General features: G+C 69.5%; 25 protein-coding genes. 9 read left to right on the top strand and 16 right to left on the bottom strand.

The window, feature by feature from the left end; all coding sequences use genetic code 11:
- The first annotated feature begins 464 nt into the window (after positions 1-464).
- Together ABD255_RS42340 and ABD255_RS42345 are read left to right on the top strand one after the other, a co-directional pair.
- Positions 465-650: a hypothetical protein gene (locus tag ABD255_RS42340; protein ID WP_344222525.1), complete on the top strand. Its 186-nt coding sequence runs from the start codon at positions 465-467 to the stop codon at positions 648-650.
- 139 nt (positions 651-789) lie between these two features.
- The gene (locus ABD255_RS42345; protein WP_344222526.1) at positions 790-1,569 is read left to right on the top strand and encodes a carbon-nitrogen hydrolase family protein; all 780 of its coding nucleotides are present in this window, start codon (positions 790-792) and stop codon (positions 1,567-1,569) included.
- Positions 1,570-1,609: 40 nt separating this feature from the next.
- Here ABD255_RS42345 and ABD255_RS42350 read toward each other — a convergent pair whose 3' ends face one another.
- Complete coding sequence (locus ABD255_RS42350) at positions 1,610-2,263, bottom strand: TetR/AcrR family transcriptional regulator (RefSeq protein WP_344222527.1); 654 nt, start codon at positions 2,261-2,263, stop codon at positions 1,610-1,612.
- Between the two features lie 96 nt (positions 2,264-2,359).
- Here ABD255_RS42350 and ABD255_RS42355 point away from each other — a divergent pair, with 96 nt between their 5' ends.
- Entirely contained in the window at positions 2,360-3,148 is a 789-nt protein-coding gene (locus ABD255_RS42355) for an alpha/beta fold hydrolase (protein ID WP_344222528.1), read from the top strand.
- Position 3,149: 1 nt separating this feature from the next.
- The gene (locus tag ABD255_RS42360) at positions 3,150-3,344 is read left to right on the top strand and encodes a hypothetical protein (RefSeq protein WP_344222529.1); all 195 of its coding nucleotides are present in this window, start codon (positions 3,150-3,152) and stop codon (positions 3,342-3,344) included.
- A 110-nt stretch (positions 3,345-3,454) separates the two neighbouring features.
- Here the strand turns inward: ABD255_RS42360 and ABD255_RS42365 are convergent, their stop codons facing one another.
- From ABD255_RS42365 to ABD255_RS42375, 3 genes are all read right to left on the bottom strand, one after another.
- Positions 3,455-4,030 (bottom strand): dihydrofolate reductase family protein, encoded by a 576-nt coding sequence (locus ABD255_RS42365; protein WP_344222530.1) that lies wholly within the window; start codon positions 4,028-4,030, stop codon positions 3,455-3,457.
- Between the two features lie 56 nt (positions 4,031-4,086).
- Positions 4,087-4,914, bottom strand: coding sequence for a helix-turn-helix domain-containing protein (locus ABD255_RS42370; RefSeq protein ID WP_344222531.1), 828 nt, complete (start codon positions 4,912-4,914; stop codon positions 4,087-4,089).
- Positions 4,915-5,037: 123 nt separating this feature from the next.
- On the bottom strand, positions 5,038-5,718 hold the full coding sequence (locus ABD255_RS42375; RefSeq protein WP_344222532.1) for an SDR family oxidoreductase: 681 nt from the start codon (positions 5,716-5,718) through the stop codon (positions 5,038-5,040).
- 55 nt (positions 5,719-5,773) lie between these two features.
- Between ABD255_RS42375 and ABD255_RS42380 the strand changes: the two genes are divergently transcribed.
- The gene (locus ABD255_RS42380; RefSeq protein ID WP_344222533.1) at positions 5,774-6,145 is read left to right on the top strand and encodes a winged helix-turn-helix transcriptional regulator; all 372 of its coding nucleotides are present in this window, start codon (positions 5,774-5,776) and stop codon (positions 6,143-6,145) included.
- A gap of 128 nt (positions 6,146-6,273) precedes the next feature.
- Here the strand turns inward: ABD255_RS42380 and ABD255_RS42385 are convergent, their stop codons facing one another.
- The 10 genes from ABD255_RS42385 to ABD255_RS42430 form a co-directional block, all read right to left on the bottom strand.
- Positions 6,274-7,107, bottom strand: coding sequence for a galactose-binding domain-containing protein (locus tag ABD255_RS42385; protein WP_344222534.1), 834 nt, complete (start codon positions 7,105-7,107; stop codon positions 6,274-6,276).
- Between the two features lie 15 nt (positions 7,108-7,122).
- Positions 7,123-8,718 (bottom strand): alkaline phosphatase D family protein, encoded by a 1,596-nt coding sequence (locus ABD255_RS42390; protein WP_344222535.1) that lies wholly within the window; start codon positions 8,716-8,718, stop codon positions 7,123-7,125.
- A 141-nt stretch (positions 8,719-8,859) separates the two neighbouring features.
- Positions 8,860-10,371, bottom strand: a complete 1,512-nt coding sequence (locus ABD255_RS42395) for an ABC transporter substrate-binding protein (RefSeq protein WP_344222536.1) — start codon at positions 10,369-10,371, stop codon at positions 8,860-8,862.
- Between the two features lie 28 nt (positions 10,372-10,399).
- Positions 10,400-11,197, bottom strand: coding sequence for an endonuclease/exonuclease/phosphatase family protein (locus ABD255_RS42400; RefSeq protein WP_344222537.1), 798 nt, complete (start codon positions 11,195-11,197; stop codon positions 10,400-10,402).
- Positions 11,194-11,829 (bottom strand): histidine phosphatase family protein, encoded by a 636-nt coding sequence (locus tag ABD255_RS42405; protein WP_344222538.1) that lies wholly within the window; start codon positions 11,827-11,829, stop codon positions 11,194-11,196. Before ABD255_RS42405 ends, ABD255_RS42400 begins: the two co-directional genes overlap by 4 nt.
- Positions 11,826-12,830: an ABC transporter ATP-binding protein gene (locus tag ABD255_RS42410; RefSeq protein ID WP_344222539.1), complete on the bottom strand. Its 1,005-nt coding sequence runs from the start codon at positions 12,828-12,830 to the stop codon at positions 11,826-11,828. Before ABD255_RS42410 ends, ABD255_RS42405 begins: the two co-directional genes overlap by 4 nt.
- Entirely contained in the window at positions 12,823-13,845 is a 1,023-nt protein-coding gene (locus ABD255_RS42415; RefSeq protein WP_344222540.1) for an ABC transporter ATP-binding protein, read from the bottom strand. The genes ABD255_RS42410 and ABD255_RS42415 overlap by 8 nt, the downstream gene beginning before the upstream one ends.
- Entirely contained in the window at positions 13,845-14,744 is a 900-nt protein-coding gene (locus ABD255_RS42420) for an ABC transporter permease (RefSeq protein ID WP_344222541.1), read from the bottom strand. Before ABD255_RS42420 ends, ABD255_RS42415 begins: the two co-directional genes overlap by 1 nt.
- A complete protein-coding gene (nikB, locus tag ABD255_RS42425; protein WP_344222542.1) occupies positions 14,741-15,670 on the bottom strand; it encodes a nickel ABC transporter permease in 930 nt (309 codons plus the stop codon). The genes ABD255_RS42420 and nikB overlap by 4 nt, the downstream gene beginning before the upstream one ends.
- Positions 15,670-16,413, bottom strand: a complete 744-nt coding sequence (locus ABD255_RS42430) for an IclR family transcriptional regulator (protein WP_344222543.1) — start codon at positions 16,411-16,413, stop codon at positions 15,670-15,672. Before ABD255_RS42430 ends, nikB begins: the two co-directional genes overlap by 1 nt.
- A 199-nt stretch (positions 16,414-16,612) precedes the next feature.
- On the opposite strand from ABD255_RS42430, the gene ABD255_RS42435 reads away from it, so the two are divergent.
- The 3 genes from ABD255_RS42435 to ABD255_RS42445 are packed head-to-tail and all read left to right on the top strand — an operon-like array spanning position 16,613 to position 18,966.
- A complete protein-coding gene (locus ABD255_RS42435; protein ID WP_344222544.1) occupies positions 16,613-17,563 on the top strand; it encodes a DUF6772 family protein in 951 nt (316 codons plus the stop codon).
- 5 nt (positions 17,564-17,568) lie between these two features.
- Positions 17,569-17,886, top strand: a complete 318-nt coding sequence (locus ABD255_RS42440) for a hypothetical protein (protein WP_344222545.1) — start codon at positions 17,569-17,571, stop codon at positions 17,884-17,886.
- Positions 17,887-17,922: 36 nt separating this feature from the next.
- A complete protein-coding gene (locus ABD255_RS42445; RefSeq protein WP_344222546.1) occupies positions 17,923-18,966 on the top strand; it encodes a LacI family DNA-binding transcriptional regulator in 1,044 nt (347 codons plus the stop codon).
- A 247-nt stretch (positions 18,967-19,213) separates the two neighbouring features.
- Here ABD255_RS42445 and ABD255_RS42450 read toward each other — a convergent pair whose 3' ends face one another.
- Positions 19,214-19,690: an RrF2 family transcriptional regulator gene (locus ABD255_RS42450; protein WP_344222659.1), complete on the bottom strand. Its 477-nt coding sequence runs from the start codon at positions 19,688-19,690 to the stop codon at positions 19,214-19,216.
- 109 nt (positions 19,691-19,799) lie between these two features.
- Positions 19,800-20,444, bottom strand: coding sequence for a PadR family transcriptional regulator (locus ABD255_RS42455; RefSeq protein WP_344222547.1), 645 nt, complete (start codon positions 20,442-20,444; stop codon positions 19,800-19,802).
- A gap of 83 nt (positions 20,445-20,527) precedes the next feature.
- Here ABD255_RS42455 and ABD255_RS42460 point away from each other — a divergent pair, with 83 nt between their 5' ends.
- Positions 20,528-21,367, top strand: a complete 840-nt coding sequence (locus tag ABD255_RS42460) for a class I SAM-dependent methyltransferase (RefSeq protein WP_344222548.1) — start codon at positions 20,528-20,530, stop codon at positions 21,365-21,367.
- The last annotated feature ends 95 nt before the right edge of the window (positions 21,368-21,462 follow it).

The following is a 21,462-nucleotide window of genomic DNA, read 5'->3' on the forward strand; positions in this document are numbered from 1 at the left end:
CCAACTCGGCCTTCGGCCACCGCCACCCCTACCCCGAATATTAGAAGCGACGGTCTACTAGGGTCTCAACGGGATCTGTCGGTCGGCCGCAGCGGAGCCACAGCCTCAGCGGGCCAGAGCGCGGCATTAAGGCACTGGACATCACACCTAGGCTTTGACCTCGCCCCGGTAGCGCACCCAGCCCTCATCGAGGAGTCGAAACCCTGCATCGATGGTCGACTCCGATCGGTGTCCCGGGTCGCGTTGAGCTGTAGCTGGAGGGCGAACCGGACCTAGAAGCGGATCTCATCGCTCGGCTCGGTGAGCCCGTGCTCTTGGGTGATCGCCGCGATCAGGGCGGTCAAAGTCTCCGGTCCTGAGACGTTGAACTCCGGCAGGTGTCGTCGACTGAGCCGGAGGTCGCTGAGTGGCGTTTGTGAAAGACCAGTGGACCAAAGCCGTCAGGCAACCCGACGGACCAGATCGTGGAAGAGCGGGCGGTTGAGCTGACGGCCATCAAACGTCGCCGCGGTGCGCGTGGCTGGCTCGCCTCGGAGAGCTGGGAGATCGGCCCCGAGCGCCGGCTGATCGACCGAGGGCATTCACACCGAGTGGTCGAGAAGGTGTTCGGCGAGAACTTCGTGCGCTACGCCGAGCGCGTATGGCGCTGAAGTCACGCCACCGGGCCGGGCGGCGGGGGAAGACGGCCGGTCGCGAAGACCGCCTCGTGACCCGTAGAACCATCGTTCACGACACGGCCGCGGCCGGATCGTCGCCAGAAATGCACACGCGCCGGCCGCGGGAGGATTCATGACAGCTCGGTCCACGCTACAGGTCGCCGCGGCCCAGGTGCTGACCACGGCCGACCCAGTCACCAATCTGACCCTCTCAATCAACGCAATCCGGCACGCCGCATCCGCGGGCGCCGAGCTGATTGCCTTGCCCGAGGCGACGCTGGCGGCGTTCGGCAGTGATCTGCGGGCAGCGGCCGAGCCGCTCGACGGACCGTTCGCGACCGGGCTTCGAAGGGTCGCGAAGGAGACCGGCGTGGTCGTCGTCGCGGGACTGTTCGAGCCGGCGCCCGATGGGCGGGTCCACAACACACTGCTGGCGACCGGGCCGGGTGCCGAGGCGTCGTACCGAAAGATCCACCTGTACGACGCTTTCGGATCGCGGGAGTCGGAACTGGTCGCTCCGGGCGACGAGCTGGTGACGTTCGAGGTCAAGGGCATAACCGTAGGGTTGGCGACTTGCTACGACCTGCGGTTCGCGGACCAGTTCACCGCGCTGGGACGGCTGGGCGCGGAACTGGTCGTCGTACCGGCGTCATGGGGTGCTGGACCGGGCAAGGAAGAGCAGTGGGACCTGCTGACCAGGGCACGCGCGTCGGACGCGCAGGCCTGGCTGCTCGCGTGCGACCAGGCCCGGACGGCGCCGGTGGGATCTGTCCCGCTGGGGATCGGCCGGAGTGTGCTCGCCAACCCGCTGGGAAGCGTGGTCGTCCGACTGGGCTCTGAGAGCGGACTGCTGCTCGGCACGATCGACACCGACCTGGTGGCGACGACGAGGCAGCGCGTGCCCATCCTCTAGCAATACGCGACCAGCCCTATCAGGTTGCGACGGTCCGACGTCAGGTTGGTGCTTTGCCGGTTCCGTAGGCGGCCAGGAACACCCGGACCGCCTCGTCGGCGAAGTGGTGCAGTCGTTTGCGCCCGTAGGGCTTGTGTACGGCGAACATCGCCTCGTTCAGCGGCACCGACAAGATCAGGTAGTTGAGGTGTTGTGCGGCGAGGAGTGGGTCATCGATGCGCAGGACGCCTCGCTGTGCGAGCCGCTCGAGCTGCGCGGCCAGAGCGGCATGCCCGCGCTCGGGGCCGGCGCGATGCCAGGCGCGGGCGAGATCGGGGAAGCGGTCGGCCTCGGCGATGATCGTCCGGCGCATCCGGACGAGGTGTGGCTGGGTGACCAGGACCACGTGCCGGCGGGCGAAGGTCCGCATGTCGCGCTCGATGTCTCCGCTCTCACTGAAACCGTGCAGAAGCGACTGGGTACTCTCCTCGGCCTCCCGGATCGCATCGGTGAAGACAGCCACGAACAGGCTGTGCTTGTCGGAGAAGTGACTGTAGACGGTCACTTTCGACACGTCGGCGAGCGCGGCGATCTCGTCGACAGCGGCAGCGCGGTACCCGTGCTGTAAGAACACCTCCCGTGCGGCTTCGAGGATCGCGCGCTGTTTCCGGGCGGTGCGGCTCCCAGGGGCTTTCGGCTGCGCGGGTGTCGGCACCTTCAAGAGTGTACTGGACAGTTCAAATTCCTCAGCCTAGGATCCGTCGCATCAGTCTGTACTGTACTGTTCAGTTCAGAGATTGGAGACAGTCCCATGGCGGCAGAGGTGGAAGTGGTGACGTCGGCGGACGGCACGTCGATCGCGTACGAACGCACGGGGTCCGGGCCGGCCCTGATCCTGGTCGACGCCGCGCTGCACTACCGCGCGTTCAGCTCGTTCGAGGGTCTGATCGGCCTGCTGAAGCAGCATTTCACCGTCTTCCACTACGATCGCCGCGGCCGCGGGGACAGCGCCGACACCCCGCCTTACGCGGTCGCTCGCGAGGTCGAGGACCTGGCCGCGTTGATCGATCGAGCCGGTGGCTCGGCGTGCGTGTTCGGGTTCTCATCCGGCGGCCTGCTCGCTTTGCATGCCGCGGCCGGGGGGACGGCGATCACGCGGCTGGCACTCCTCGAACCACCGATCGCGACTGAGGACGAGCGACCTGCGCAGGCGGAGTTCACCGCCGCGATCACGCGGCTGCTGGCGGCCGGACAACGTTCGGATGCCGTCGACCACGTGCTGCGAAGCGTCGGCCTACCGGAGGAGATGCTGGCGGAGATGCGGGACGGCCCGGCCTGGTCCGCGATGGAGGCCGTTGCGCACACGCTGGTGTATGACAGCACGATCTCCGAACAGATGTCGTACAAGCTCCTTGCCTCGGTGGCGGTTCCGACGCTGGTCCTCGACAGCCGAGGTAGCGGAAGCGAGCTGACTGGGATGGCTGCGACCGTCGCGGCGCGGCTTCCAAACGCCGTCCACCAAAGCCTGCCCGGGCAGTGGCACGGCGTTGCCGACGACGTGCTCGCGCCCGCCCTGCGCGAGTTCCTTGCCGGGGCCTGACATGCCGAGTTCCGCGAGGCCGGCGGGCGGTGGCCACCATCTCGCGCTCCGGCTGGAGACCGTACGCGACCGACTCGTTCGCCTGACCCCCACCGAAGCTCCGCGGGCCCAGCAGACGGGCGCGTTCGTGGTGGACACCCGGCCTGAGTACCAACGACGCGCCGACGGCGACGTCCCCGGCGCCGTTGTGCGGTGAGCTACTCGACCGCGCCAAGCAGGCCGGCGGCATCAGCGATGAAATCACGGTCAACGACATCGCCGCCGCGGTCTGGGCCCTGCGCGGCATCATCGAGACCGGTCGAGTGGCTACTTGCGGACGCGGAAGCGGAGGTGGAGGACGCGGTCGCCTTGGACGACCTCGTCGGGGTTTTCGAGCAGGACCTGCTTGGCGAGCGGGCCGAAGTACCGCTTGCCGGTGCCGAAGACCACCGGCACCATGTCGAGCGCGACCTCGTCGACGAACCCGGCTTCGAAGATCTGTCCGCCGACGTCACCCGCCGCGATCGAAACGGTCCGGTCGCCTGCGAGTTCCTTGGCAAGACGGACGGCATCGGTCACGTTGTCGACGAAGTGGAACGGCGCGGCGGGGTCCCAGCCGTCGGGCGCCGGCCGATGCGAGACGACCACGCAGTGATCTCCGCCCGGCGGCTTGCCTCTCCAGCCGTCGGTCATGTCGAAGACATGCCGGCCGACGATCAGTGCGCCGATCGCCTCCAGCATCGGCCGGTAGTACGCATGGCTCTGCTTGGTGACGCGCGGCCCGTCGGCGTACAGCGGCGTGTCACCGGTCGCGAACCAGTCGAACAGCGGTCCCACCTGGTCGTCCTCGGTCGCGATGAATCCGTCGACCGACACGATCGTCTGCATGATCACCTTGCTCATGCGGGAGATCCTGACTGGTTGTCGCGCGGCTGGCTTGTAGAAAATCAAACCCGCGCTCAGCCGGGCGGCAGCAACCCGACGTCCAGAGCACTGCCGGGATGCTCGGCGGCGAACCGGCGCCGCAGGTCGAGGTACGCCGTGGGCGTCAGACCGGTGAACTGCCGCAACTCGTGGGTGAAGTGCGGCTGGTCGTGGTAGCCGGCCCGATGCGCGACCTCCGCCCAGTCGACTTCGCCGGCGGGGTTGATCGAACGAACCACCTCGGCGAAGCGGTACGTCCGCGCGAGCCGCTTCGGCGTGATCCCGACCAGGTGCTTGAACCGGGCGGCGAGATGGGTGTTGCTGACGCCGGCCGCCTCGGTCAGGTTGGCGATCGAGAGAGTGCCGGCGCTCCGGATGAGCTGGCTGCCGGTGTCCTGGACAAGTCCGAGCCCGGCCACTGGCTGGAGACGAGTCAGGAGCGCGGCTTCGAGGATGTCCAGCATGGCCGCAGGTGTCGCGGCGCTACCAAGCTGGTCGGCCAGATCCTTGGCATCGGCGCCCCAGACCGCCTCAACCGGAACCGGCAGCCCGAACATCGCCGCCGGTACGCCGGTGTGCGGCGCCAGCCCCCACGGCTTCAGATGTACTCCGACCGACCTCGTGTTCCGCGGATACTCGAAGACCGTCGGACAACTCGGCGTCGCCCAAACACACCCGTCCGCGAGGTCCTCGGTCCCACCCGGATGGGTGACTCGGAACGGGTCGGCGAGATTGATGATCACCAATGCCGAGGGCATCGGCGGAATCGTGAGCCGCGGGTAGGGCGGCGCACCGGCGAGGTAGTACAGATCGTCCACGATGCCCTCGAGCGCCGGCGCAGGCCCCCGGGCGAAGTACTCCATCCCCCAATATCACCACCTCCCTACCCACGCGACCAATGCCTTCGCGTCAGGCCGGACCAGAACGTTGGTCAGGGTCGGGCAGTCCCCTGATACTGGCGGGCCGGACGTAGCTCAACGAGAGGATCAGCGGTGCCGGGAGCCGCCGTCGACGTGGACCGTCTCGCCCGTCACCCATCCCGCACCCAGAAGCCACAGGGCGGTGTCGGTCACGTCCTCGAGCGTTCCGACCCTTCCTGCGAGGGAGGCCGTGGCGGCACTGTCGTACAAGGCACGGCGACGCTCGTTCGGAAGCCGGTCCCAGGTGCCAGAGTCGGTGATGCCGGGCGCGATGGCATTGACCCGCAGCGGTGCAAGCTCGACGGCCAGGTGGGTGACCAGCGCGGCCAGGGCAGCGTTCGCAGTACCTTTGACGACGGTGCCTGGCTTGGGCCGCCAGCCCACGATGCCGGAGAAGAACAGGAACGATCCGTCGGCAGGCATCTGTGGAGCGAAGTGCTTGGCCAGCAGCAGCGGCCCGACGACCTTGGCGGAGAACGCGGCCTGGATCTTGTCGTGTTCGAGATCGGGCACCGGCACGTCATGGTGAGCCGACGCGGTGGAGATCACGTGGTCGAAGGCGCCGAGCGACTCCGCGGCCCGGGCGATGGTTGTCTCGTCGGTGACGTCGATCCGGACGCCGGGGCCGGACCGGGTGGCGACGACGACGTCGGCGCCGGCCTGCCCGGTGCGCCGGACGATTTCGGCGCCGATACCGCGGGCCCCGCCGACGACCAGGATTCGCTTACCTCTCACGTTTTCGCTCATGACCGAGACGGTATAGATTTGCTACCGGTATCTTCAACGCTACCGGGAGGACCCCGTGGGCAAGGCGTACAACGTGATGGCGGCGACGTGCCCGAGTCGCACCGTGCTGCACCGCATCGGGGCGCGGTGGACGGTGTTCGCCGTCAACGCACTGGAGGACGGACCGATGCGGTTCACCGAGCTCAAAACGCACATCCGCGGGATCACCCCCAAGGCCCTCACCGAGACATTGCGGGCCATGGAGGCTGACGGCCTGCTCATCCGTACCGACCTGGGCGGCAACCCGCCGCACGTCGAATACGCCCTGACCGATCTCGGCCGTTCCCTGCTGGTTCCGCTGCGTGCCGTACGACAGTGGGCCGAGACGCACGTGCCGGACATCCTCGCCGCGCGCGAACGAGCCGGCGCCGAGGAGACCGCAGGCTGACGACGCCTGTTGCTGACGGATGGACCCGGTGGGAGGCAGGCCGGTCCTCCTGGCGTTGCTGGTGGCAACCGGTTGCCACCAGCAACGACACACCCCAAGCACTTGCCGCGGAATGAGAGCCTCCTGAGTCAGTTGGTGTAGGCCTCTAGTTCTATGAGTCGGGAGTAGCCGTGGTCGTTGGCGTCGTGGATGACGACCTGGACGGCGTCCGCGGGGACCGGGGTGAAGCTGACGCTGACGCGGCCCTGGATGTTGCCGCGGGTTTCGTTGATGGTGATCCAGTTGCCGGCCGTGCGGATTCGGAGGTCGAAGTCGCGGAGGCCCATCGCGGCGGCCGGGTAGCGGGCCGAGTCGAGGGTCTGGAGTTCGATCCGGCCGATGGTGGCCGGGCCGGTGAGGTCGACGCCGTACGTGTCGGGGAAGACGCCCTTGGTGGCGTCGTGCCAGCCGCTGGCGCCCCATTGCGCGGAGTCGCTGTTGCCGTCGACGCCGCCGCAGAGCTTCATGTTGCCGTGGGTCGACGAGGCGACGGCCTGCTCGCCGAGCAGGAGGTTGTCGCCCGGTCCCTTCGGCGGTGCCGGCTTCACCGTCACGGGGGCAGTGAGCCGGTCGCGGCCGGAGGTCAGGTCGACGTTGAAGGTGCCGGGTGCGGTACCGCGCGGCACCGTGACGTCGAGCGGAGCCGTGACGAGTTGGTCGACCGGGAGGTAGCTGGAGAACTGGCGACGCGACAGGATGAGCGGGCTCTCGCCGCTGATCCGCAGGTCGGCAATGACGGGTTTGCGGCCGGTGTTGGTCATTCCGAGCGTCAGCCGGCCGGATGGAAAGCACGGCAGCGGGACGACCTCGACCGGTCGCGGCGTGGCACTGATCGTCACCGACGGGTCCTTGCCGGTGGCAACGGTGGCCGTCGCCGGGACGATCAGCGCGAGCGGTACGGCGAGCAGGGCGGCGCGGTTCATGGTGCTCCGATCCGTTCAGGCCGGGTGGATTCCGGGGCGGTCGTGCTCGACGACCAGGGTGGCGTGGGTGCTGGGCGTACCGCCGGGCGTGGTGACGCGGTCGACGATGCGGAACTCCGACGTCCACCGGTCCGGGTCGAGGCGGCAGCTGAGATAGCCGCGCCGGCCGTTCTGGTACTTGACGTGCGGGTTCTCGGCGAGCAGCGCCCGGCCGGTGGCGTCCAGGTCGACGCCGTCCTTGCCCGACGAGATCGACGTGGTGACGAACTCGCTGCCGACGACCGGCGAGCCGGGGTCGGCGAAGTTCACCCGCAGGTCCGAGGCGACGCTGCGGTGCAGGTCGCCGGTCAGCACGACGAGATTGCGGACGCCGCGGTCCCGGACGCCGGACAGGACTCGTTCGCGGGAGGCGGCATAGCCGTTCCAGGTGTCCATCGGGACTTCCAGCGCCGGTCCGCTCTTGCGGTCCAGCTGGGCCATCGCCACCTGCTGGGCGACGACGTTCCATCGGCTGGCGGAACGGCCGAGATTGTCGAGCGGCCAGCGTTCCTGATCGGCGCCGGTGATCGTGCGGGCCGGGTCGAGGGACACCTCGTCCGGTGGCAGCCAGCCGCCGTCGCCGGGCTGGTCGGACCGGAACTGCCGGGTGTCGAGCACGCTCAGGTCGGCGGTCCGGCCGTACCGCAGGTGCCGGTGCAGGCGGATCGACGGGCCGTCGGCGGACTGGGTGAGGCGCAGTGGCATGTGTTCCCAGTACGCCCGGAAGCCGTTGGCCCGGCGTACCAGGAACTCGGCCTCGGACAACCCGTCCTCGGACAGGTAGCCGGCCCAGTTGCCCTCGACCTCGTGGTCGTCGAGCGTCACCACCCAGGCCGACGCGGCGTGCGCCGCCTGCAGGTCGGGGTCGGTCTTGTGCAGCGCGTACCGGGCGCGGTACTCGTCGAGGCTGAAGATCTCGCCGGCGAAGTCGACCGGCACCGCCTGGTTGCGGATGCCCGCGGTCGGACCGACGCCGACCTCGTAGATGTAGTCGCCGAGGAACAGCACCACGTCGTGATCGCGCCGGGCGACGTCCTGGTACGCGGTGTAGTAGCCGTCGTAGAAGGCCTGGCAGGACGCGACCGCCATCGTCACCGCGGGCTGGTCCCACGGCGCGGGCGCCGTGCGGGTGCGTCCGACCGGGCTGATCTGACCTGCGGCGCGGAACCGGTAGTGGTAGTGCCGCCAGGGCCGCAGGCCGCGGACGTCGACATGCACAGTGTGCGCGTACTCCGGCCGCGCGTGGGCGGTGCCGCGGCGGACGACCCGGCGGAACGCCTCGTCCTCGGCGACCTCCCACTCGACCTTGACCGGTCGGTCGTCGAGACCGCCGAACGGCTCCAGCGGGCCGGGGGCGAGGCGCGTCCAGATCACCACCGCGTCGGGCAGCGGATCGCCCGAGGCGACCCCGAGGGTGAACAGCGGGCGGTGACCGGAGGCGGGCGGTCGACCGGTCTTGTCGACTCCCGGCAGCGTGCCGGTCAGCGCGAGTGCGGCGGCGGCGCCGGTGGCGGTCAGGAAGTTGCGTCGGGTGGCCTTGACGGCGGCCAGGCCGCGAGCGGCGGGAAGCATGCGATGGAGTATTGCGCCGTCGCCGCAGAGGTGACCAGGTGCTCGTTTCACCTGCTGCAACAGGAGATTCCTGCTCGACGGCATGACGCCGGAGCGGGCCGCGCTGGTGCGCGACCCGCTCCGCTGGTCGACGGCTGATCCTCAGCTGCCGGACACCGTCACCTTGCTGAACAGGGGTCGCCCGCTCGGCGGCATCACGAAGTTCTGGACGCGGTTGCGATGGGCGCTGTTGCTGGCCAGGTCGGCGGGGAACACGCCCACCGCGTCGTCGAACAGGATCTGCCCGGCCTGCGTGTAGAGCTTGCTCCGCTCGGCCGGGTCAATGGTGGCCCGGGCGTCCAGCAGCAACTTGTCCAGCGCCGGGTTGCAGTACCCGTTGCGCTTGGCCGCGCAGAGATAGAGCCGGGCCAAGGTGTAGTCCGCGTCCCCGGTGCCGGTGACGTTGGTCTGCAGGTTCATGTCCCAGTTCAGCTTGCCGAAGTCCTCCAGCCACTGTGCCCGTTCCTTCTCCAGCGGCTGCACCTTGACGCCGATCTTCGCCCAGTCGGAGATCATCGCCTGGGCCAGTGCCCGGATGTTCGGTCCGCCTTCGAGCGGCCACTGCATCGAGGTGCTGAACCCGTTGGGGTAGCCGGCTTCGGCCAGCAGTTGCTTTGCCTTCGCCGGGTCGTGGCGGTACGGCGTCAGCTTGGGCGCGCCGATCACGTCCTGGGCCAGCGGAGCCTGGGCGACAGCGGCGAGATCACCGAAGAGGTCCTTGACCGTGCCTTCCAGGTTGAGCGCGTACCACAGCGCCTGCCGGACCCGCTTGTCGTCGAACGGCTTACGGTTGTGGTTGAACCAGTTGAAGTAGTACGTCCAGCTGGGCGTGGTCGCGTAGGTGATGCCTTCGCTGTCCTTGACCCCCGGGACCTGGTCCGGCGGGATCTGGGTCAGCACGTCGACCTCACCGTTCTCCAGCCCGGTGATCCGCCCGGCCACCTCCGGGATGCTGACGAACTCCAGCTTGTCCAGCTGTGGCGCGCCGTCCCAGTACTCCGGGTTGGCGGCCAGCTCCAGCCGCTCGTCCGGCAGGAACGCGGTGACGGTGAACGGCCCGGTGCCGATCGGCTTGCTGAAGAACCCCTCACTGTCGACCTTGCCGGCCGGGCCGATGAACAGCAGCGTCAGCGAGCTGAGCAGGGTGCCGAGTGGCTTGGCGGTCTTCACCGTGACAGTGGCGTCGTCGGTGGCCTCGAACGACTTCACGCTCGCGTACAGCGGGACCAGCGGTCCGTCCAGCTTCTGGTGTCGCTGGTACGACGCCACGACGTCCTTGGCGGTGAACGGCGTCCCGTCGGAGAACTTGACCCCGGAGCGGAGCTTGAACACCCAGGTGTTCGGGTCCAAGTTCTGCCAGGACTCGGCCAGCACCGGCACGATCTTGCCGTCGTCGACCCGGACCAGCGGCTCCATGATCTGCTGGATCGTGGTCTGCACCGCCTCCTCACCGGCGTACTTGTGGGTGTCCAGCGAGACCGGGAACATGGCCGGCGCGTAACGCAGCACCTGGTCGTCGCTGCCTGGTTCGCCGGCCGGCGAACAGGCGCTCAGGCCGGTGGCGAGCAGGGTCAGGGCGGCCAGCGACGCCACCAGCTTTCGCTTCGTCAACACAGTGGTTCTCCTTTGCGGGCAGGGGCCGTCACGCTGTGGGCCGCGTGAAGGTGTAGGTGGCGACGACCGGGTGATGGTCGGACGGCGCGCGGCCGTCGTGGAAGAAGTCGACGACCTCGCTGCAGCGCACCGCGAGCGGGCCGCGACCGAAGATCCAGTCGATCGCCTTGGGCGGTGAGGCGAGCGGTGACAGGCGGGTCCCGATCGGGCCCGGTGCCACCGTCGGCACCACTGGATGGGTGACCGGCGAGTGCCGCCCGAGCGCGGTGAAGCTGTCCAGGAAACCCGCGGTGCCGAGCTCCCACTGCGGTGGGCCGATGTCGTTGATGTCGACGGTGAACAGGCAGGCGCCGTCGCCGGCCAGCCGGTCCAGTTGGGTACCGATCGCCCGGGCCTGCCGGACCCGGCGGTTGCCGAGGTCCGCGCGCTCGTCCGGGTGGCCGGGCCAGGTGAGGTGCGCGGTCGCGAGGAGCAGGTCCGGGGCGGCCGGGTCGCGCGGCCGGAGCCGGACCCAGAACAGCCGGGCGTCGGCGGCGAGGATGCCGACGTCCTCGGCGCCGTGCTCCAGGGGCTCGAACAGGTCGCGCCGCCACCACAGGTTGCTCTGCGTCTCCCAGCCGGTCCCGCCGTCGACCCGGTCATGGGTCGGCAGCACGTCGTCGATCAGCTTGCGGGTGCTGCCGCGCAGTTCCTGGACCGCGAGCAGGTCGGGCGGCCGGGTCGTGAACAGCGCGGTCAGCGCATCGCGCCGCTGGTCCAGGAAGAAGTCGGCCCACAGGTTGTACGTCATGGCGGTGAAGCTGAAGGTGCCCAAGGCAACTGTCATGCCGGCTGCTCCTCGGCGGGCTCGGTGGTGGAGGTCGGGACGTTGTACGTCGTCAGGCTGGTCGCGGTGAGCCGCGGATCGACCCGCAGAGTGGTGAGCGAGCAGTTGACCGGTGGATCCAGCAACACCTGGCCGCCCGGTGGCAGCCGGAGCGCCGCGGCGGCCGCGACCCGGATCGGTCCGCCGTGCGTGCCGACCAGGACCCGGCGGGCGCCACCGGCCGCGAGGTCCGCGACCGCCGCCCAAACCCGGTCGCGGAGTTGGGCGAAGGTCTCGCCGCCGCCACGGGCGACGTCCTCGCCGCGGGCGAACGCGGCGACCACCTCGGGCTCCTCGGCGAGGACCTCGGCGAAGGTCCTGCCGCCCCAGGTCCCCACGTCGATCTCCCGCCAGCGCGGATCCACCCGCACCGGTGGGCAACCGCCGTCGACGTACGGTCGCAGCGTCTCGGTGACCCGCTGCAGATCGCTAGCGACGACGACGTCGAAGCTCGAACCGCGCAGATACTCGGCCGCCAGCTTGGCTTGGTGCCGGCCGAGCGGGCTGAGGCCGGTGCCCTGCTGACCCTGGTACCTGTCCTCGGCATTCCACCGCGACTCACCGTGCCGCAGCAGGACCAGTTCCACCGTCATCCGCCCACCACCTCGGCGACGTCCGCGGCGAAGTGGCAGGCGGCCGGGTGCCGCTCCAGCCGGATCTCCAGCGCGGGCTCCGTGGTGGCACAGCTGTCCTGGGCTTTCCAGCAACGGGTCCGGAACCGGCAGCCCGACGGCGGGTCGGCCGGCGAGGGGACATCGCCGCCGATGATGATCGGCCGGCGCGGCGGCCGGTCCCACGGTTTCGGATCCGGTACTGCGGACAGCAGCGCCTGCGTGTACGGATGCAGCGGCCGGGTGAACAGTTCGTCCCGGGAGGCGGTCTCGACGATCCGGCCGAGGTACATCACCGCGACCTGGTCCGAGATGTGCCGGACGACGGACAGGTCGTGCGCGATGAACAGGTAGGCCAGCCCGAGGTCGCGGCGCAGGTCCTCCAACAGGTTGAGCACCTGCGCCTGCACCGACACGTCGAGGGCGGACACTGCTTCGTCGCAGATCACCAGCTTCGGCCGCAGCGCCAGCGCCCGGGCAATGCCGATCCGCTGCCGCTGACCGCCGGAGAACTGATGCGGATACCGCCGGGCGTGATCGGGGTTCAGGCCGACCCGTTCGAGCAGCTCGCGAGCCTCGGCGCCGAACCGCTTCCGGGGTACGACGTCCGGGTGGATCTCCCAGGCCTCGGTGATGATCTGCTCGACCGTGGCGCGCGGGTTCAGCGACGCGTACGGGTCCTGGAAGATCATCTGCAACTGTCGGCGGACCCGGCGCATCGCGGCCGGGGCCAGCGTGGTCAGCTCCTCCCCCTCGAAGAGGATGTTGCCGGAGCGGGCTTTCTCGAGCCCGACGATGGTCCGCGCCACGGTGGACTTGCCGGAGCCGGACTCGCCGACCAGGCCGAGCGTGCCGCCGGCCGGGACGTCGAAGGAGACGCCGGCGACGGCCTGGACCTGCCCGACGGTACGCCGCAGCAGTGCCGAGCGGAGCGGGAACGACGTGTGCAGGTCGCGGACGGACAGCAGTGGTGTGTCAGGCATCGTGCAGCATCCCCTCAGCATCGAGCAGCACCCGCTCGGCGAAGTGGCAGGCCGACCGGTGGTCCACGGGCCGCCCGGGCGAAGGGACAAGTGGTGGTTCCTGTTCCGCACACAGGGGCTCGGCGTACTGGCAGCGGGGGCGGAACGAGCAGCCGGACGGCAGGTGCAGCAGGTCGGGCGGTGCGCCCTGGATGGGGGTCAGCCGCTCGCGCGGACCGTCGATCACCGGCACCGACCCCATCAAGCCGGCCGTGTACGGATGTGCGCTGTGCTCGTACACCTCACGGATCGAGCCGGTCTCGACCACCCGGCCGGCGTACATCAGCACCACCCGGTCGGCCACGTCGGCGACCACGCCGAGGTCGTGGGTGATCAGTACCAGCGACATGCCCTCCTCGGCCTGCAGCCTGGCCAGCAGGTCCATGATCTGCGCCTGGACGGTGACGTCGAGCGCGGTCGTCGGTTCGTCCGCGATCAGCAACCGCGGCGACAGCGCGAGGGCCATCGCGATCATCACCCGCTGCCGCATGCCGCCGGAGAACTGGTGCGGGTAGTCGTCCAGCCGCTTGTCCGCCGCCGGGATGCCGACCCGGCGCATCAGCTCCAGCGCCTCGGCCCGGGCCTCCTTGCGGGACGCGCCGCGGTGCCGCCGGAACATCTCCCCGATCTGGGCGCCGACCCGGAACACCGGGTTGAGCGAGCTCAGCGGGTCCTGGAAGACCATCGCGATCTCGCGGCCGCGCAACCGCCCCGCAGTACCGGGGGCGAGCAGGTCCTGGCCGTCGTACTCGACGGTGCCACCGGTGACTCGGCCGGCCGGCTTCGGCACGATGCCCAGCAGAGCCTGCGCGGTGACGCTCTTGCCGCTGCCGGACTCTCCCAGCAGCGCGACGGTCTCCCCCGGACGGACGTCGAAGGAGGCGCCGTCCACAGCGGTCACCGGGCCGGCCGAGGTGGCGAACTCGACCCGCAGATCCCGGACGGTCAGCAGGGCGGCGGGGTCGGTCGCGGCCATCACAGGCTCCTCAGTCGCGGGTCGTAGCGGTCCCGGAGCGCGTCGCCGAGGACGCCGAGCGAAACCACGAGGAAGGCGAGCCCGATGCCGGGCACGGTCGAGATCCACCAGGCGTCGGCCAGGTAGTTGCGGCCGTTGGCGATCGTCACGCCCCAGCTCGGCGTACTGGCCGGCGTACCCAGGCCGAGGAAGCTGAGCGACGCCTCGGCCAGGATCACGTGACCGATCTCGACCGTGGCGACCACCAGGACCGGCGCGATCGAGGCCGGCAGGATGCACCGGCGGATCAGCCGCCAGGTGCCGGCGCCGAGCGTGCGGGACGCGTCGACGAACTCGCGCCGCCGAGTGGTCAGCGCCTGTCCGCGGGCGACCCGGGCGAACGTCACCCAGTTGGACACCGCCAGCACGATCACCACGTTCACCACGCTCGGACCGAGCAGCGCGGCGATGAAGATGGCCAGCAGGATCGACGGGAACGCCAACTGGATGTCGGCCAGCCGCATCAGCACGCTGTCCAGCCAGCCGCCGAAGTACCCGGCGGCGATGCCGACGGTGACGCCGATGCTGCCGGCCAGCAGCAGCGTGGCCAGTCCGACCGCGATCGAGATCCTTGCCCCCTGCAACATCTGGGCGAGCAGGTCCTGGCCGACCTGGTCGGTGCCGAAGATCGCCAGCGAGCCGTCGGACAACCGGCTGCCCGGCGGTTTCAGCCGGTCCTGGGTCCTGGTCGCGACGGAGTCGTAGCCGACCAGCCACGGGCCGGCCACCGCCGCGACGACGTACAGGCCGATCACCGTCAGGCCGAACCGGATCCGCGCCGTCCCGGCCCGGCCCCGCCGGGTCCGGACGGCGGGCACCGGGTCCGCCGTGGTGGTCAGGTCGAGATCGGTCGTCGTCATCGGTCACCAGCCAGACGGACCCGCGGGTCCAGGAAGCCGTAGAGCAGGTCCACGAGCAGGTTGATCAGGACGAAGATGGCGGCCACCAGCAGGATCGAGGCCTGCACGACGCCGTAGTCACGCCGGCCGATCGAGTCGATCAGCAGGCGGCCGACGCCGGGCCAGGCGAAGACGGTCTCGACGATCACCGTGCCGCCGAGCAGGGCGCCGAACTGCAGGCCGACCACCGTGACGATCGGAATCAGCGCGTTGCGCAACGCGTGCACCAGGATCACCGCGGTCTCGGCCAGCCCCTTGGCCCGCGCGGTCTGCACGTAGCCCTCGTGCACCACCTCGAGCAGGCCGCTGCGGGTCAGCCGGACCAGGATCGCCAGGAACGGCAGTGCCAGCGTGACGGTCGGCAGCACCAGGTGCGCCCAGCTGCCGGAGCCGGCACTCGGCAGCAGGGTGAGGCCGCGGGCGAAGACCAGGATCATCACGATGCCGAGCCAGAACGACGGTGTCGACTGACCGAGCAGCGAGAAGACCGAGATGGTGCGGTCCACCCAGGTGTTGGCCCGCAGCGCGGCGACCACGCCCAGCGGCAGGCCGATGACCAGCGACAGGAGCAGCGCGCTGGTGGCCAGCTGGATGGTGGCCGGCACCCGTTGCAGGACCAGGCTCATCGAGTCCGCGTTGAGCCGGAACGACTGCCCGAAGTCCAGGTGCACGACGTTCACCAAGTACGTCGCGTACTGCTGCGCCAGCGAGTGGTCGAGCCCGAGTTGCGCGCGCAGAGCGTCGACCTGCGCCTGGTCCGCGTCCGGGCCGAGCATGATGTACGCCGGATCGCCGGGCACCAGCCGGAGGACGACGAAGATGATCGTGACGGCGCCCCACAGGACGAACACCGAGAAGAACAGCCGCCGGGCGACGTACGCCGCCATCAGGCGCCCCGCCGCTGTCCGGCCAGGGCCTTCACTCCTGTGGTCGGACGAACCGGCGCCAGTGGAGGTGCGGGCCGCGGTTCAGGTACTGCGAGCCGGCGGGCGTCCTGCCGCAGCGCCGGTACCAAGCGGCGGATCTCGTCCAGCGATCCCGGTGCGCCCAGTTCGGCGCCGAGCGCGCCGACGCACCGGTTGCCCGCGTCGCGGACCGGTACGGCGACCATCCGGGGAAGCGAGGCGACCTGGCGGGCGTTGTGGGCGAAACCGACCTCGCGGACTTTGCGCAACGCCTCAGCCAGCTCTGGGGTCGGGTCGACCTCGGCCGCCGGCAGCGCCGACAGGTAAGCCCTGCCCAGCGCGCTGGCGCGGAGCGACACGGCATCACCCGGCTGGACCGGACCATGACCCGCAACATCCGCCACTTCGAGCACTGGACCAGCGGTCTGGCGCAGCGGCCGGGCCAGCACGACCAGGCAGCCGAGTCGGTTGCTGAGCCCGGCCAGCACCCGCTCCGGAGCCGATGGGATCTCGGTGGTCCGCCGGTGCGCGATCAGGCCGTCGGCGGCGCAGTACAGGTGGTCGTCGACCCGGCGGGCCAGGCCGTGTTCGCAGAACGTCGTCAGGATCCGGTGCACGGTGCTCTTGTGCAGCCCGACCGCGACGGCCAGCTCGGTGACGCCGTACGCCCGGTCCTGCCGGTTCAGCTCGGCCAGAACGGTGAGGGCTCGGCTCAGCGACTGCATGGCGACCTCGTTTCAGACGGATGAGAGGGCCGCTACATGAACGTTAACGGTAGCGTTAATGCACCGTAGAAGTGTGATATTTGAGTGTCAATAGCCCCGCGTTGCTCAGGGCGGAACAGTCGATTGACGGCCAATTCCCGTGAACGTTAATGTCACCGACCATCCACTCCACCCACTCCTCTGGGAGGCATGCGTGACCATGCCCGCGACATCGCCCGACCTCCGGGCCGCGCTGCTGGCCGCCGATCCCCGCCTGTCCAAGTTCTCGCCGCTGCCGCGCATCCTGGCCTTCGACGACTTCGACAGCGGGACGCACGGCTGGTGCGAGCTGCTCGGCAACTACAACGGCCGGGGCGACCTCAGCACGGTCGACGCCCACATGCGCGACTTCCGGCCGCCGCAACTGTCGGCCTGCAACTTCTTCGATATCGGCACCCACGGTGCGCTGAGCGGAACCTACGCGCTCAAGCTGGCCACCCGTCCGTACAAGGGCCACACCGCGGTGGCCATCCGCCGGCTGACGATGAGCGGCCGCGGCCTGGTCCAGCTGGAGACGTACTTCGCCTTCAAGTCCGAGGCGACGCTCGGCGGCGGTGAGGAACTGGACCACTTCGGCGACGTGCGGTGGGACGGCAACACGCACCCGTCGGAGGCGCAGTTCGGAGCTTTCACCGTCGCCACCGACCTGTGTGGCGACGGCGGCCTGCGATACCACACGGTTGCGCGGTACCAGAACACCGACCTGGACAACCACTTCACCCGGCGCTGGATGGCACCGACCGTGCCCGAGCCGACGCCGCGGGAGCACTTCGAGGGCAAGGTGAAGCTCGAGTACGCCGCCGACTTCACCGCGCCCAACCCCGAGGACTGGCAGGCCTTCGGGGAGCCGCAGGAGCTCTGCTACAACGAGGTACCGACCAAGGTGAACTGGCACTACCTGCGCTGGCTGGTCGACACCGACGCCCGGCGGAACGTGGAGCTACAGGTCAACGACCGGGTGATGGACATGCGCGACGTCCCGGTCCCGCCGTACGAGGAGCGCTACGAGACGCTCGAGAACCTGCTGAACTTCTACTTCTCGGTCCGGACCCATTCGGCGGTGCGCAACTTCCTCTTCCTCGACTCCGTTCTCATCTCGGTTGATTGGTAGGCGACATGCGACAGTCCATGACGGCGGTGCTGGAACGCGACACCGAGTTCGCGGGCGGCTTCGCCACCGAGCCGTACGAGGTCGCCTGGGCCGGTGAGGCGCGCTGGTTCGTGCAGCACGTCGGCGGCGACGGTACGGCCGGCTACATCACCCAGGTCTCCCCCGACGGCATCACCTGGTGCGACCTGGACAGCAGCGAGCACGTCGCCGTACCGGGCAAGCTGGTCTCCTGGCCGGTCACCGGCTTCGGTCACTGGCTCCGGTTGCGCGCCGTGGTCGAGGGCACGGTGCGGGTGCGCATCCACCTCGCCGTGAAGGCTTAGTCTCGTCAGCCTGATGGTGGGTTCAGGGGAGGACCGATGACGGAGGCCCGGCGGCCGACCTTGCGCGACATCGCTGCTGCGCTCGGGCTGTCGATCAACACGGTGTCACGTGCACTGGGCGACAAGGACAGCGTCAGTGCGGCCACCCGGACCGCCGTTCAGGCCGAGGCGGCCCGGATCGGGTACGTGCCCAACTCGCTGGCACGGTCGCTGGTGCTCGGGTCGGCCATGACGCTGGGCCTCGTCATCACCAACCCGTCCAACCCGTTCTACGCCCAGCTGATCAGCAGCATCGAGCTCCGGGCCCGGGCCGAGGGGTACTCGTTGCTGCTGCTGGTCACCGACGAGAGCGCGGAGAACGAGCAGCGGGCCACCGACGCACTGCTGCGCTCGGCGGTCGACGGCGCCGTGGTGGTCCCGGTCCAGGCCGAGTGGGACCACTGGCGCCGGGTCCGCGACGCCGGTATCCCGATGGTGTTCGTCAACCGCGACGTGCCGGAACTGGATTGCGACATGGTCGGTGTCGACAACGAACGCGGCGGCTACGAGGCCACCACCCACCTGATCACCGGTGGTGCACGGAAACTGCTGGTACTGGAGGAGGACCTGCCGATCACCACCACCGCCGACCGGGTGGCCGGCTTCCACCGGGCGATGGCCGACGCCGGCCTGGAAGTCTCGGCGGAAAGTGTGCGTGCCGTTCCGACCAAGCGATACGACTCCCTCGCGCTGCCGTGGCAGCCGGAGGAGGCGTACCGGTTCGCCGCCACGCTGCTGGCCGGCGGCGAAAGGCCGGACGGGATCGTCACCGGCAACGACTACTTCGCGCTCGGCCTGCTGCGCGCGCTGGCCGAACTGGGGTTGTCAGTCCCCGGCGACGTGGCAGTGACCGGCTACGGCGACCACCCGTACGCCGGATACCTGCAGACGCCGCTGACCACCGTCCGCCTCCCCGCGACCGAGGTCGGCCGAACCGCGGTGGAGATGCTGGTCCGGCGGATCAAACAGGACAGCACCGAACGCCCCCGCAAGATCCTGATCCGCCCCGAACTCATGGTCCGCGCGTCAACGACTGGCTGACGAGCCGGAAACCGCCGGGTCGCGCAGACGTACGGCGTTTCGTGCGGACCGCTGGTGACCGGCCCGATGGACGCCGGGAAGCTCGGGTTGTCGCCAACCCATCCCGGACCGCCGAGCCCACGTACGGCATGGCCGACAAGCCATGGCTCGTCGCCGCGAACAGTCCGGACATCGCCGCCTGCGCCCGCCGCAGCGACCAGTTCGCCCTCTTCAGCGGAGCCAGGACGCTTCCCCGGGGCGGGGAAGGTCAGGACTTGAGGTTGGCGAACCAGGTGCGGGTGTTTTCGGGGGTTCGCGGCGAGGTCCGCTCGACGTCGGCGACGAGGTCGGCGATGGTTCGGGCCGCAAGTTCGCGACGGTAGGCCAGGTCAGCCCTGCGCATGGCTCCGGAGACCAGGCAGGTCTTGCGATAGTCCTCGCGCGGATCGCCGCCCGGGCCGGCTTTCAGGATCGCGGTACAGCGGAAGGCATCGTCCGGTCCGTCGATGGCGATCACGATGTCGAGCAGGGTGATCTTGTCCGGCCTCCGCGCGAGCTGGAAGCCGCCCTTCGGACCGGAGGTGGACGAGAGGATGCCGGCCCGGGCCAGGGCCTGGAGTTGCTTGTTCAGATAGGCGGTCGGCAGATCGTAGAAGGCGGCGAGGCGCTTGGCGGTCATCGGCTCACCGGGCACCCAGCACAGGTTCACGCAGCTGTGGATCGCCCACTCGACGCCCTCGTTCATCTTCACAATCTGGATATTAGGAATCCAGAACCTGCGAGTCAAGCCTGCCAGGGAGTGGCTCTCATTTGGCGTGCGCTGCCCGGACACCGCCGGGGCGGGAGAGGCGCCATCAGGTCTCGCCGGGGTCGTCCGATTGCGACCACCTCGCACGCGCCAGCACGGCCCGGGTCAGTTCGGGCGCGGTCCGGTGGCTCGCAATATCGTCGGGCCAGCCCTCCACCTCGGCCGCCGCCCACTCGGCCCACTGCGCCACCAGCGCGTAGAAGTCGGTCAGGAACGCGCCCACCAGCAGGGTGGTGGCGCGGCGCTCCTCGTAGCGGCCCTGGCCCTCGGCGAAGCGTTCACCCGCGGCGACGCTGTCGGCGTTCATCTCGACTGCCCAGGCCCTGGCCCGCGCGATGGTTTCGAGCGCGTCGGCCCGGCTGCCGTGTTCGGCGAACATGAGCTTGACCAGCCCCTCGAACTCGAGCACCGGCCCGTCGCCGGGTTCGGCGAGCCAGGCGGCCACGGCTCGTCGGCCGGCGGCTGTGATCGAGTAGATGGTCCGCGGGCGCCGCCCGACCGTATCCTCGCGCGCCCTGGCGTAGCCGTGCTCCACGAGCTTCTTGGGCTCTTCGAACAGCTTGCTCTCGGCGCGCGGCCACACCCGGCCGACGCTGAGCCCCATCGCCTTGGCCAGCTCGTAGGTCGAGTACGGACGGACCGCGAGCAGTCCGAGCACGCCGAATGTGGTCGTGGTGAGAACCCTTGACATAACCCTCCCTTTGGGAGTAAACCTACCATATACTCTCTTTGGGAGTATATGAGGCCAGGGAGATGACCCCGATGATCAAGGCCATGGCATTCGATGTCGACCCGAGCAACAGCCGCCAACTCCGCGACTGGGACGGCGAGCACGGCAGCTACTGGGCCGAATACGCCGACTTCTACGACCGCGGCGTGGCCGACTACCACCCTGCCCTCCTGGCCGCCGCCAACCCTGGTCCGGGAGACCGGATCCTGGACGTCGGCTGCGGGTCTGGTCAGGTCGCGATCGACCTGGTCCGCGCGTCACCGGGTTCGCGCGCCCTAGGGGTCGACCTCTCCACTGCACAACTCGAAGTGGCCCGCCAGCGCGGGGCCGGGCTGGCGGTGAAGTTCGCCCAGGCCGACGCGCAGGTGCACGACTTCGGGGCAGCGGCGTACGACCTGATTGTCAGCCGGACCGGGACGATGTTCTTCGGCGATGCGGCGGCAGCATTCGCCAACCTGGCCACAGCCACGAAGCCGGGCGGTCGGCTCGCGATCCTCGTGTGGCGCGGCCTGGCCGAGAACGAGTGGCTCCGCGAGATCTTCGAGGCGTTGCGAGTCGGCCGCGATCTGCCGATGCCGCCGCCGGGCGCACCCGGGCCGTTTGCCCAGAGCGACCCGGCCATGGTCGAGCCAATGCTGGCCGCCGCCGGCTGGTCCGACGTCGCCTTCGAGGCCCTCGACCAATCGATCTGGCTGGGCCGCGACGCCGATCAGGGAACCAGGTGGCAACTGGGCCAGTCAGCCTGGCTCCTGCTCGGTACCGACGAGGCGCAGCGCGCCGCGGCCACCGCGAACCTCTGGGCGCTGTTCGCAGCTCGCCAGACGCCCGATGGCGTCCGACTGGCCTCGGGGGCCTGGCTGATCACCGCCCGTCGAGCACGCTGAGCGGGTCGCTGCAGAGGGGACCCACAGGAAGCCCAGTCCTCGGCAGATCCGGTAGCCGGAGCGGCGTGTGTCACGCGAGTCTGAACATTGCCTTA

It is taken from the genome of Kribbella sancticallisti, from assembly GCF_039530625.1.
Lineage (GTDB): Bacteria > Actinomycetota > Actinomycetes > Propionibacteriales > Kribbellaceae > Kribbella > Kribbella sancticallisti.

Coding starts and splice junctions, on each gene's coding strand:
- ABD255_RS42345 (WP_344222526.1), top strand. CDS start 790: ATGACAGCTCGGTCCACGCTACAGGTCGCCGCGGCCCAGGTGCTGACC.
- ABD255_RS42355 (WP_344222528.1), top strand. CDS start 2,360: ATGGCGGCAGAGGTGGAAGTGGTGACGTCGGCGGACGGCACGTCGATC.
- ABD255_RS42360 (WP_344222529.1), top strand. CDS start 3,150: ATGCCGAGTTCCGCGAGGCCGGCGGGCGGTGGCCACCATCTCGCGCTC.
- ABD255_RS42365 (WP_344222530.1), bottom strand. CDS start 4,030: ATGAGCAAGGTGATCATGCAGACGATCGTGTCGGTCGACGGATTCATC.
- ABD255_RS42370 (WP_344222531.1), bottom strand. CDS start 4,914: ATGGAGTACTTCGCCCGGGGGCCTGCGCCGGCGCTCGAGGGCATCGTG.
- ABD255_RS42375 (WP_344222532.1), bottom strand. CDS start 5,718: ATGAGCGAAAACGTGAGAGGTAAGCGAATCCTGGTCGTCGGCGGGGCC.
- ABD255_RS42385 (WP_344222534.1), bottom strand. CDS start 7,107: ATGAACCGCGCCGCCCTGCTCGCCGTACCGCTCGCGCTGATCGTCCCG.
- ABD255_RS42390 (WP_344222535.1), bottom strand. CDS start 8,718: ATGCTTCCCGCCGCTCGCGGCCTGGCCGCCGTCAAGGCCACCCGACGC.
- ABD255_RS42400 (WP_344222537.1), bottom strand. CDS start 11,197: ATGACAGTTGCCTTGGGCACCTTCAGCTTCACCGCCATGACGTACAAC.
- ABD255_RS42405 (WP_344222538.1), bottom strand. CDS start 11,829: ATGACGGTGGAACTGGTCCTGCTGCGGCACGGTGAGTCGCGGTGGAAT.
- ABD255_RS42410 (WP_344222539.1), bottom strand. CDS start 12,830: ATGCCTGACACACCACTGCTGTCCGTCCGCGACCTGCACACGTCGTTC.
- ABD255_RS42415 (WP_344222540.1), bottom strand. CDS start 13,845: ATGGCCGCGACCGACCCCGCCGCCCTGCTGACCGTCCGGGATCTGCGG.
- ABD255_RS42420 (WP_344222541.1), bottom strand. CDS start 14,744: ATGACGACGACCGATCTCGACCTGACCACCACGGCGGACCCGGTGCCC.
- nikB (WP_344222542.1), bottom strand. CDS start 15,670: ATGGCGGCGTACGTCGCCCGGCGGCTGTTCTTCTCGGTGTTCGTCCTG.
- ABD255_RS42430 (WP_344222543.1), bottom strand. CDS start 16,413: ATGCAGTCGCTGAGCCGAGCCCTCACCGTTCTGGCCGAGCTGAACCGG.
- ABD255_RS42435 (WP_344222544.1), top strand. CDS start 16,613: ATGCCCGCGACATCGCCCGACCTCCGGGCCGCGCTGCTGGCCGCCGAT.
- ABD255_RS42440 (WP_344222545.1), top strand. CDS start 17,569: ATGCGACAGTCCATGACGGCGGTGCTGGAACGCGACACCGAGTTCGCG.
- ABD255_RS42445 (WP_344222546.1), top strand. CDS start 17,923: ATGACGGAGGCCCGGCGGCCGACCTTGCGCGACATCGCTGCTGCGCTC.
- ABD255_RS42450 (WP_344222659.1), bottom strand. CDS start 19,690: ATGAACGAGGGCGTCGAGTGGGCGATCCACAGCTGCGTGAACCTGTGC.
- ABD255_RS42455 (WP_344222547.1), bottom strand. CDS start 20,444: ATGTCAAGGGTTCTCACCACGACCACATTCGGCGTGCTCGGACTGCTC.
- ABD255_RS42460 (WP_344222548.1), top strand. CDS start 20,528: ATGGCATTCGATGTCGACCCGAGCAACAGCCGCCAACTCCGCGACTGG.